Below are 11166 nucleotides of genomic sequence, written 5' to 3'. Positions count from 1 at the left end.
GTGCCAATGATGGCACGGTGCAATATTTCAAAGAAGAAAGTTCAAGCCGCTCAGGCAGCGATGGCCAGCGGGTGACGCGTCGCCTCCGCCATCGCCATGCCGCCGTTGAGCTGCCATGCCGCGCCGTGACCGAGGCGGCGCAGGCAGGCGGCGGCGCGCGCGCTGCGGTTGCCGCTGCGGCAGAAAAAGACCAGCGGACGCTGCGGCTGCTGCAACCATTCAGCCACCTGTCCCGCCAGGCGGCTCAGCGGTACGCTGCGCACCTCGCAACCCTCGAATACCGTGCCGGCGCACGCCGCGTGTTCATACGCTTCGCGCACGTCGACGAGGATGGCGTCGGGATGCTGGCGCAGGAAGACGGGCAAAGCGGCCGCATCGAGCTGCAGTTCGGCGCTCGGCACGATGCCGTCCCGCACCGTGCTCACGGTGCGGCAGATGCCGCCATCGTCGCCTGACGCGCACAGCACGGTGTCTTGCGTCACCAGCGCCGCATCCAGCAAGGGTGTCAGCGCCTCCGGCGCCAGCGCACCGACGAAGGCGAAGCACTGTCCCAGCAGATACACATGGTTTTCGCCACACTCGACACGTCGCAGGCGCTGCTGGCCCAGTGCCAGCTCACCGTCGATATCGATGCGGCCCACCTGTTCGATGGCGAGTTCCTGCAGCAAGGCCAGGCGCGCCACGCCATGGTCGGCCGGGGGGGCCGTGTGCACGATGGCGCGCAAGGTCAAATGCTGGCAGCGGATGAAGGCGGCCAGGCGCGGCACGAGCGCAGCGACGGGATCGATGACAACGCAACTGGCGCTGGCAGCGTCGCTGAGCAGCCAGGTGCACTGGCCATCGACGCTCAGCTGGATTATGCCGTCCTGCGCGCCGTCCTGCGGCGATGGCGCCAGCGCCGACGGCAGCAGGCAGCTGCGGCGCAGCGCTGCGCCGCAGCGCTCGATGCGCGCGCAGGCGGCCGTCACCGTCGCCGCGTCGATCAGGGGGCCGAACGACAAGCGGATGGCGGAACTCGCGCGCCATTGCGGCACGTGCATCGCTTCCAGCACATAGCTGGGCAGCGCCTTGGCGGCGGAACAGGCGCTGCCCGAGCTGACGCGCACGCGCGCCGCGTCGAACAGGTCCAGCAGCTCTTTCGAGGACAGGCCAGGCACGGAAAAATTGAGCGTCGTCGGCAAGGACAAGTCGAACGGCATATTGAACACGATGCCGGGAAAAGCCCGTTCCAGGCTGGCCACCAACTGCTCGCGGAAGGCAGCCAGGTCGGCGTGGCTGCGGAAGGTCTTGCCATCGTCCAGCGCGGCCAGCACGGCGCCCAGCGCAGCGATGCCGGCCATGTTTTCCGTGCCCGAGCGCAAGCCCGCTTCCTGGCCGCCGCCCATCATCAGGGGGGTGAACGGCGCGCCGGCGCGCACGTACAGCATGCCGATGCCCTTGGGGGCATACAGCTTGTGGCCGGAAAACGGCGCGTAATCGATGCGCGTGGCGGCCAGGTTCAGCTTCAGCTTGCCCAGCGCCTGCACGCAATCGACCATCCAGTAGGCATCGGCGCCCCGTTCCTGCAGCAGCTGGGCGATGGCGGACAAGTCGCTGACGACGCCCGTTTCATTATTCGCCGCCATCGTGCACAGCATGGCCGCGTCGCCGATCAGCGCATCGAGCGCCTGCAGATCGTGTCGCCCCTGCGCATCGACGGGCAGCTTGCGCACTTCCAGGTTCAAGCCCAGGAGCCGGTTCCAGTGCGCCAGGCTTTCCGGCACGGCCTTGTGCTCGGTCGCGCCATACAGCAGCAGGCTGCCGATGCGCTTGCCCGCGTCGCGCCGTTCGCGCAGCGCGCACAGGGCCGACAGCACGGCCGTCTGGATGCCTTCGGTGGCGCCGCTATTGAACATCAAGCGGCCGTCGCCCACGCCCAGCAGGCCGCTGACGCGCTGGCGCACGCCGTCCATCATGGCCTTGGCTTGCAATCCCGTGGCGTGGGTGCTGCTGGGATTGCCATAACCCTGCTCCATCGCTTGCCGGGCGGCGGCAACGGCGGCGGGCAGCACGCAGGTGGTGGCATTGCTGTCGAGGTAGATTTCTTTCATGATGGCAGTCTGGGGATTCTATAAATAAAGGGGCAGCGCTGGCGGCTGGAACGTATGAACAGTCTACCGGCACCCGCCCGTGAAGATATGCCAAAAGACACTGCAAACAAGGTAATATGCAGCATGTTCATGCCACAAAAACCGGAATAATAAAATGAATTCACCAAACAACCCGCTAGACAAATTCGACTGCGCCATCCTTGCCGCCCTGCAGCAGGATGGCACCTTGTCGATCGCCGCCCTCAGCGAGAAGATCGGTCTGTCCAGCACGCCGTGCTGGAAGCGGGTCAAGCGCCTGGAGGAAGAGGGCTATATCGAGAGCCGCGTGGCCATCGTCAACCGGCAAAAAGTGGGCTTGCCCGTGACCGTGTTCGTCAGTGTGCGCACGGGCCAGCACGATGAAAAATGGCTGCGCCGCTTCGCCGCCGCCGTCATCGTCTTGCCTGAGGTGCAGGAATTTCACCGCATGAGCGGCGATATCGACTACCTGCTGAAAGTCGTTACCACCGACATCAAGGGCTACGACACCTTCTATAAAAAGCTCATCAAGGCGGTGCAGCTGACGGGCGTGTCGTCCGCCTTTTCCATGGAACAAATCAAGTGCAGCACGGAATTGCCGCTGGAATTGATCGCCCACGGCTTGCCTGCCTGAACGTTTTTCCGTGCAGCATGGAGGCACATGAAAACTGCGCATGTTGACACCCCGCCATCGTTGCCATACGGCAACACATCCACATTAAATACGCCATTCCGCCCCTATATTCTCCCTATCCGTCGCTATACTGCGCACTGCCTGTGCCTGTTTGGCAAGCTCTGCCAGTCGCGCAGGCCCATTCCCAGGGTCGTCCATGCATCTGCTTCGCCACCTTTCCATCCAGAAAAAATTGATGTTCAGCATGGGTTTGTGCCTGCTGCTGTTCATGGGCATTTCCTCGTTCCTCAGCGTGCGCATGAGCAGCGATTATGTGCGCGAGCGCGTCGTCGGCCAGGAGCTGCCGGCCCAGGTGGGCGAAATCCGCAACGACGTGCTGCGACAGATCAGCCAGCCGCTGTCCGTGGTGCAGACGATGGCGAATGATGTCTTTCTGCAAGACTGGGAAGACGCGGAGCTGGCCGACAACGGCATGGCCACTTTCCAGCGCTATGCCAGAATGCTCAAGGAAAAAAACAAGGCGGCCGTCGTCAGCTGGAGTTCGCAAGCTGCATCCAGGTACATGACCGATGCGGGCCTGATCCGCACGCTGGACAAACAGCTGCCAGCCGATCACTGGTTCTTCAGCATGCTCGACGAAAACAAGCAGCACACGATCAATCTGGATCGCGATCCGGCCTCGGGCAGTTTCATGCTGTTCCTGAATGCGCGCGGCCAGACGGCCGGCGGCAAGGCCGTCATTGCAGGCATGGGCTTGAGCGTCGACGCGATGGCCGAGACCATCCGCAGCTACAAGGTCGGCCAGACGGGCCATGTCTACCTGGTGCGCGCCGACGGCAACCTGCTGATCCACCGCGATCCGGCCCTGGCTGACGGCAAGCATCAATTGAAGGACTTGCCCGGCTTTAGCACGGCACTGAGCAAGACTCTGCTGACCGGCAATAAATACGCCTATGCCAGTTATGCGGCGCCGACCGGCAAGCAGCTCGTCGCCGCCTCCTTCGTGCCGGAACTGAATCTGTATGTGATGGCCGAAGTGCCGGAAGCGGAAGTGCTGGGCAACGTCACCCGCTCGGCCCTGATCGCTGCCCTGATCGCCGGCCTGGTCGGCGGCGGCATCGCCCTGCTCATCATTTATGTCATCAGCCGCGCCATCGCCGCCCCCGTCGCGCGCGCGGCCGATATGCTCAGCGAAATCGCCAGCGGGAATGGCGACCTGAGCCGCCGCATGCCCGTCGAATCCGAAGACGAGGTCGGCGCCCTGGCCGCCGCCTTCAACCGCTTCGTCGCGTCGCTGAACGTGACGATACGCGAAGTTCGCGACAGTACCGGGGCGATTGCCAGCGCATCGAGCCAGATCGCGTCGGGAAACCTGGACCTGTCGGCGCGTACGGAAGCCCAGGCGTCAAGCCTGGAAGAGACGGCGGCGGCCATGGAAGAACTGACATCGACCGTGAAACAGAACGCGGATAACGCGCGTCAGGCAAACCAGCTGGTGGTGTCGGCTTCAAGCCACGCCGTCATGGGCGGCGAAATAGTCGGACAGGTCGTGCAAACGATGGGCGCGATTACAGAGAGTTCACACAAGATCGCAGATATTATCGGCGTAATCGACGGCATTGCCTTCCAAACCAATATCCTCGCGCTGAACGCGGCGGTCGAGGCGGCGCGCGCGGGCGAACAGGGACGCGGCTTTGCCGTGGTGGCAACCGAGGTGCGCAACCTGGCGCAGAGGTCAAGCCAGGCGGCGAAGGAAATCAAGGACTTGATCGTCGACTCGGGCAGCAAGGTGGACGCGGGCAGCAAGCTGGTCGACTCGGCCGGCGCCACCATGCAGGACATCGTCGTCTCCGTGCAAAGAGTCGCCGACCTGATGGGAGAAATCGCCTCGGCCAGCCAGGAGCAAAGCCAGGGCATCGCGCAAGTCAATGCCACGGTCACGCAGATGGATGACGCCACCCAGCAAAATGCGGCACTGGTGGAAGAAGCGGCGGCGGCCGCCCAGTCCCTGCAGGATCAGGCTGGACGGCTGGCGCAGGTGGTCAGCGTCTTCAAGCTGGAAGAAACCGGGCATGCCGCGCAGCAGCCGGCCCGCAAGCCGGCGCTGCCCAAGCCGGCCCGCCCGGCACTGGCCAAGGCAGCGGCACCCGCAGCGCGCCCGACAGCGCCGGCCAGCGATGCGTGGGAAGAATTTTAAGGGTGTTGGAAAACGCTTAAATCGCCGGCGTTTTCACGCTTGCCGCTTGCTTGAAGAAATCATAAATGCCGCTCTCGCTCATGCGGCGGGCATTCGCCAGTTCGCCGCCCTTGGTGGCGTACAGCACCTGGTTATTGTCGCTCGATACGAGCACGGCAGCGGGGATGCCTTTCTTGAGCGGATTGCCATAGGCTTGCGCCACGTCAAGGTTATGGTCGAAGTTACCCACATCGACCTTGACGACCTTGAACTGCTGTTGCATCAACTCGGCATTCTTGCCTTCCTTCAAGGCCTTGTCGAGCGCGCGGCAATCCTCGCACCAGTTGGCGCCAAAGATCAGCAAGACCGGCACGTGCGCCGCCTTGGCCTCGGCCAGCGCGCGGGCCACGTCGGCCTTGGCGTCGGCCGCCGCGTTGTACGGCAAATGCGGCGTGGCGACAGGGTTGGCCGGTGTGGGGGCGGCGGCAATGGCGGTGCCGGCAAGCAGCAGGCTGGCAAAGAAAAGGGAAACGAAACGGGAAACGCGCATGCAGGGCTCCTGAGTGAAATCGTGAGGCCAGCTGAACAGCTGCCAGCGGGCGTGATTGTCTAGAATATGCGTACCTGTAGGAAATATCCACCATTTAATTGCACTGTGCTTATGCGGAAAACGTATAAGCACGCCAAGGAGAAGCCGCTTGAGCATGCCAGACACCCTGCCCCCAACGCTATCCGGCGCCGCGCGCATGCTGTACAGCGCCTATCCCGGCGGCATGCCGGACACGGCGTATTTCGCCGTGCTGGCCCTGCTGTATGAACACTTTTCCGACCGCAACCTGGCCGAGCTGATGGCCGCCGTCACGGCCAAGGATGCGGCGACGGTCCTCAATGACATCTATGCCTGCGCCAGCAGCAAGCGGGAACCGTCCGCCATCGCGGCTGCCAGAAACTTGCTGACGCGGCACGGCCTGCACGCCGTCTGCGCCGGGGATTAATGCCCGCAGGCAGCGAAATGGAACGCATGGGATAATATCGGGCTCACACAGAGCAACGCGGCCCGAACGCGCCCTCCCCATGACGACTTCTTTCCTGGCACGCTGGCTGCCGCAACCAAACAACGGCAGCCGCCGCGAACAATTGCGCGCCTGCGCGGGCGCCATCTGCGGCCTGTTGCTCACTGGACTCATCTGCCATTTCCTGCTGGCCCCCGACAGCGCCAGTGTCTACCTGATCGCGCCCATGGGCGCCTCGGCCGTGCTGCTGTTCTGCCTGCCGGCCAGCCCGCTGGCGCAACCGTGGTCCGTAGTCGGCGGCAACGTCGTCTCCGGCCTGGTCGGCATGGCTTGCGTGAAATGGCTGGGATCTGGCGTGGGCGTGGCGGCCCTGGCCGCCTGCCTGGCCATCGGCGCCATGTTTGCCCTGCGCTGTCTGCATCCGCCGGGCGGCGCCGTGGCCCTGACCACCGTCGTCGGCGGCGCCAGCGTGCATGCGGCCGGCTTTGAATTCGTCTTCATCACCGTGCTGTTCAATTCGGCCGTGCTGGTCGCTTGCGCCGTGCTGTACAACAACCTGACGGGGCGCCGTTACCCGCACATCCAGCAACTGGTGGCACCGCATCCGCACGCCACCCGGGATGACGTGCCCAGCAACCGCCTGGGCTTTTCGCCGGACGACCTCGATGCCGTACTGCGCCAGCACAGCGAAGTGCTCGACATCAGCCGCGACGATTTGCAGGCGATCTTCCTGCAAACGGAAATGCGCGCCTACCAGCGCCGTTTCGGCGTCGTCACCTGTGCCGACATCATGTCGAAGGATGTGCTCAGCGTGGAATTCGGCACGCCGCTCGATGTTGCCTGGCGCACCATGCGCGAGCACGAGGTAGGCGCCCTGCCCGTGCTGAACCGGGCGCGCCGCGTCATCGGCATCATCACGCAGACGGATTTCCTGCGCCATGGCGGCCTCGACGATTATCAAGGCATGCGCCAGCGCCTGCGCGGCTTGCTGCAGCGCAGCGGCCTGTCCCACAGCGACAAGCCGGAAGTGGTGGGACAGCTGATGACGGCGTCGCCGCATACGGCCCGCCTGGGCACGCCCATCATCGACCTGGTGCCCCTGATGGCCGACGCCGGCTATCACCACATTCCCGTCCTCGACGATGAACAGCGCCTGGCCGGCATCATCAGCCAGTCCGACCTGATGGCGGCCCTGTACGAAAGTCGCTTTGCCGAGGCCGCTGCATGACGCCCTTCCAGGCACTGCTGACCGGTCCCGATGGCGGCCCGGCTGGCACGCCCGTCAGCGCGCATTTCTTTGGCGCCCAGCTGGTGATCGATGCGCCCGGCCATGGCGTCGACGTGGCGCAACTGATCGTCAGTGTGGGCGGCGTCGACGGGCCGGAACTGTTCCTGAACTGGCTCGACGAACCAGGACGGCAAGCGTCGCTGAAACCGCTGACAGCGGACGACATCGCCATCGTCTTGCGCGAAGCGCCGGCGGCGCTGCAGCCGCAACTGCAGCGTTTGTGGGGTGAGCGCCAGCGCAACCGGCGGCAGGTGTCGGGCTGGCTGCTCGGTTTGACGGGCGCCACCGTCGTCGCCACGGCCCTGCTGTGGTGGCAAGGCGGCCATGCCGTCGGCGCGCTGGCGGGGCTGATTCCCCTGTCGACGGAAAAGCAGCTGGGCGAACTGGCCCTGGCGCAAGTGCGCGCGCAAGGCGGCATCAGCGAGAGCGGCGTGGCGCAGCAAACGGTGCAGGAGATCGGCCGCCAATTGACGACCGGCTCGCGCTACCAGTACCGCTGGCTCGTCAAGCAGGACGACACGGTCAACGCGTTTGCCATGCCGGGCGGCATCATCGTCGTGCATACGGGCTTGCTGCGCCAGGCGGGGGATCCGGGCGAGCTGGCCGGCGTGCTGGCGCATGAAGTACAGCACGTGGAGCAGCGCCATTCGCTGCGGCAAATGATCAGCAGCCTGGGCTGGGGCGCCCTGGTGGGCGTGACCATCGGCGACATCAGCGCCGTGGCCGCCATGCTGGCGCACCAGGCCGGCACCCTGTATTTCAGCCGCGACATGGAGGAAGAGGCGGATCGCCTGGGTTTGCTGGCCTTGCAGCGCGCGCAGATCCGCCCGGATGGCATGCTGCACTTTTTTCAGAAACTCGACGACAAGGACAAGGCCAACGTGCCGGGGTGGATTTCCTCACACCCGCAAACGGCGGCGCGCGCGCAGCAGATCCGCAGCCTGATCGCTGCCACGCCCTGCCCTGCCTGTGTCCCCTTGGCCAGCCAGCACTGGCAGGCGATGAAAGCCCTGGTCGCGTCAGCGGACAAATAGCAACATTTCTCCCGCACAATTTGTTCAAACGCACTGGGCAATGGCGTATGCTTACGCCCCGGCTGTTCCTTCTTGAACGGCCACCCCCGACCTCGCTACGCCTCCGTTCATTCCCTCCTTACAAAGGATCTCGCGCATGAAGCATCGTTTTGCCGCCGGCACCCTCGGCACCCTGGCCATTTCCCTGTTGCTCGCCCATGCGCCCATCGTGCAAGCGGCCCAGCCCGCAGCCAAAACCGTGGCCGTCAGCGCGCCCAAGGCGAAGCAGCAACTGCAAGTGCTGGCCGAGCAATACTACGATGCGCTGGCCCGTTTCGAGCCGATCAATGCCACCGAGAGCGGCGACAACCGTTTTGACGACCAGATCGGTTCAGCCATCGTGCCCGCCGCGCGCGCAAAGCAGTTCGCCCTGTACCGCCAGTACCAGAAGACCCTGCGCAGCATTGCCCGTGCGCAACTGTCGCACCAGGACCAGATCAACTACGATATCCTCGACTATGAACTGGCCACGGCGCTGAGCTTCGAGCGCTTCCCCGAATACCTGTTGCCCTTGAACCAGATGGACAGCATGCCCGTCACCCTGGCCAATTATGCGGGCGGAGAGGCATCGCAGCCTTTGACCACGGTCAAGGAGTATGACGCTTACCTGAGCCGTATCGGCCAGTTGCCGGGCTGGATAGACCAGGCCATCGCCAATATGCGGGTCGGCTTGCAAAAGGGCATCGTGCTGCCGAAGGCGCTGACGGAATCGGCCTTGCCGCAATTCAAGAAACTCGTCAGCGCCACGCCGCAGGACAGCGTCTATTACACGCCCATCAAGAACTTGCCGGCCAGCTTTTCCGACGCGGACAAGGCGCGCCTGACGCAAACCTACACCGTCATCATCAAGGCCAAGCTGATGCCAGCGCTGCAGCGCCTGTCCACCTTCATGGAACGCGATTACCTGCCGGCCGGCCGCACGAGCAGCGGCTGGAGCGCCCTGCCCGATGGCGCTAGCTGGTACCAGGCGCGTGTGGCCAGCAGCACCACCACGGATTTGAAACCGGAGCAGATCCACGCCATCGGCTTGAAGGAAGTGGCGCGCATCCAGGAACAATACGCAATCGTGGGTCCGAAGATGGGCTACAACGGCCCGGCTGCCGGCTTGCCCGTGTGGGTGTCGGAACAGGCGAAATATCGCCCGTTCAAGACGGAGCAGGAAGTGCTCGACGTCTACCGCAAGCTGAACGTGCTGCTGGACAGCAAATTGCCAGCCCTGTTCACCCTGGTGCCGAAGGCGCCGCTGGACTTGCGCCTGGAACCTGAACTGAGCCGCGACACGGCCGCCGACCACTACACGGCGCCGGCCGCCGACGGTTCGCGCCCTGGCGTGTTCTGGTCCGTCGTCACGGATCCGAAACTGTATGGCGACACGGGCATGACCACCCTGTTCCTGCACGAAGGCAAGCCAGGCCACCATTTCCACCTGGCGCTGGTGCAAGAGATGGACTTGCCAAACTTCCGCCGTTTCGGCGGCAACAATGCCTTCACGGAAGGCTGGGCCCTGTATGCGGAAACCCTGGGCAAGGAAATGGGCCTGTTCGACGATCCCGCCCAGTATTTCGGCCACTTGAACGACGAGATGCTGCGCGCCGTGCGCCTGGTGGTCGACACGGGCTTGCACACCAAGGGCTGGACGCGCGAGCAGACGATCAAGTACATGCGCGACACCCTCGGCTATGACGCCGTGGCGAAAAGCGAAACGGAACGCTACATGGCCTGGCCGGGCCAGGCGCTGGGCTACAAGATCGGTTCGCTGAAAATCGTCGAACTGCGCCAGCGCGCGCAGCAAGCGCTGGGCGACAAGTTCAGCCTGCCGAAGTTCCACGAAGTGGTACTCGGCGACGGCACCCTGCCCCTGAAGCTGCTGGAAGCCAAGGTCGACCGTTGGATCGCGCAGCAGAAGTAAGCGGCGGCGCCTGAAAACAGAACGGCAGCACCTCGATGACGCTGCCGTTTTTTTTCGCCGCGGGCGTTGCCAGCTACACCAGCAGCGCGGCGCTCATCGAACGCACTTCCTCGGCCGATTCGGCCAGGATGCTTTGCAGGGTCTCGTTGTCGATAATGAAATCGATGACGGAATCGGAGGGCGTGAGCATTTCCACGTACGTCAGCTGCAAGGGCGACGGCACGGGCGACAGTTGCTTTGCCAACAACAAGGTATCGAGCAAGGAGTCGGGCGGGATGGACAGCAAGCCATCGCGCAAGCCTTCGATGGCTTCGCTCACGGCCAGCGGGATCAGCAGCTTCTTCATGACTTCGCGGGAAATGATCTCTTCGGCGGGCTCCATCCAGTGATCCGTATCGTCGTCGAGCAAGCCGGGGAACTCATCGGCACGCGACAGCAAATAAAAGCCTCCCACCTCATGCACGATACCGGCGAACAGCGCCGTGTCGGCATCGACGTGCGTCACGCGGTGGGCCAGCACGTGCGCCAGCGCCGCCACATGGGCCGTGTGCTCCCACAGCTGGGTCGCCTTCTGGCGCAGGACGGGGTCGATGATCTTGCTGCCGAACTGGCGCACCACCATGGCCGCCACCAGCGCGTACAGATTGCGGTAACCCATGCGCATCACGGCGGCGCGCACGCTGGTCACGGGCGCCGCATCGCCGCGGCTGTACACGGCCGAATTGGCCAGCGCGACCGTGCGCGCCGCCAGCAAGGGCTCGGCCAATACCAGCTTGATCGCATGGTCGATATGGCAATCCGGTTCAGCCAGGGCCAATTGCAATTGCAATGCGGAATTCACACTCGTGGGAAACGTTAATTCTCCCCGTACTGCCTGGGAAACAATTAAACCGAAAGCCTGTAGTTTATTCATCATATGATCAATCCGCCTCAGATATTGTCCCAGCCCAAATTTCATATGTCAG

At 64.0% G+C, this 11166-nt stretch carries 9 protein-coding genes; 6 read left to right on the top strand and 3 right to left on the bottom strand.

The features are described from left to right. Positions 1-50: 50 nt before the first annotated feature. Positions 51-2090, bottom strand: a complete 2040-nt coding sequence (locus BZG29_RS03025) for an aminotransferase class V-fold PLP-dependent enzyme (RefSeq protein WP_077398796.1) — start codon at positions 2088-2090, stop codon at positions 51-53. A gap of 154 nt (positions 2091-2244) precedes the next feature. On the opposite strand from BZG29_RS03025, the gene BZG29_RS03020 reads away from it, so the two are divergent. Further along, positions 2245-2742 (top strand): Lrp/AsnC family transcriptional regulator, encoded by a 498-nt coding sequence (locus tag BZG29_RS03020; protein WP_077398794.1) that lies wholly within the window; start codon positions 2245-2247, stop codon positions 2740-2742. A gap of 196 nt (positions 2743-2938) precedes the next feature. Beyond that, a complete protein-coding gene (locus BZG29_RS03015; protein ID WP_077398792.1) occupies positions 2939-4939 on the top strand; it encodes a methyl-accepting chemotaxis protein in 2001 nt (666 codons plus the stop codon). A gap of 16 nt (positions 4940-4955) precedes the next feature. On the opposite strand, the gene BZG29_RS03010 is transcribed toward BZG29_RS03015, so the two are convergent. Beyond that, positions 4956-5468 (bottom strand): thioredoxin family protein, encoded by a 513-nt coding sequence (locus BZG29_RS03010; RefSeq protein WP_216350346.1) that lies wholly within the window; start codon positions 5466-5468, stop codon positions 4956-4958. 148 nt (positions 5469-5616) lie between these two features. On the opposite strand from BZG29_RS03010, the gene BZG29_RS03005 reads away from it, so the two are divergent. From BZG29_RS03005 to BZG29_RS02990, 4 genes are all read left to right on the top strand, one after another. After that, positions 5617-5913, top strand: a complete 297-nt coding sequence (locus BZG29_RS03005; protein ID WP_077398791.1) for a DUF3349 domain-containing protein — start codon at positions 5617-5619, stop codon at positions 5911-5913. 79 nt (positions 5914-5992) lie between these two features. Then, on the top strand, positions 5993-7159 hold the full coding sequence (locus BZG29_RS03000) for an HPP family protein (protein ID WP_077398789.1): 1167 nt from the start codon (positions 5993-5995) through the stop codon (positions 7157-7159). Continuing rightward, positions 7156-8253, top strand: a complete 1098-nt coding sequence (locus tag BZG29_RS02995; RefSeq protein ID WP_077398787.1) for a M48 family metallopeptidase — start codon at positions 7156-7158, stop codon at positions 8251-8253. The genes BZG29_RS03000 and BZG29_RS02995 overlap by 4 nt, the downstream gene beginning before the upstream one ends. Positions 8254-8389: 136 nt before the next feature. Further along, on the top strand, positions 8390-10201 hold the full coding sequence (locus BZG29_RS02990) for a DUF885 family protein (RefSeq protein ID WP_077398785.1): 1812 nt from the start codon (positions 8390-8392) through the stop codon (positions 10199-10201). Between the two features lie 73 nt (positions 10202-10274). Here BZG29_RS02990 and BZG29_RS02985 read toward each other — a convergent pair whose 3' ends face one another. Continuing rightward, the gene (locus tag BZG29_RS02985; protein ID WP_077408932.1) at positions 10275-11114 is read right to left on the bottom strand and encodes an HDOD domain-containing protein; all 840 of its coding nucleotides are present in this window, start codon (positions 11112-11114) and stop codon (positions 10275-10277) included. Between the last annotated feature and the right edge of the window lie 52 nt (positions 11115-11166).

The organism is Janthinobacterium sp. LM6, assembly GCF_002002885.1.
Lineage (GTDB): Bacteria > Pseudomonadota > Gammaproteobacteria > Burkholderiales > Burkholderiaceae_D > Janthinobacterium > Janthinobacterium kumbetense.
The sequence above is the reverse complement of the archived record's forward strand: the minus strand, read 5'-3'. Positions and strand labels throughout refer to the sequence as shown.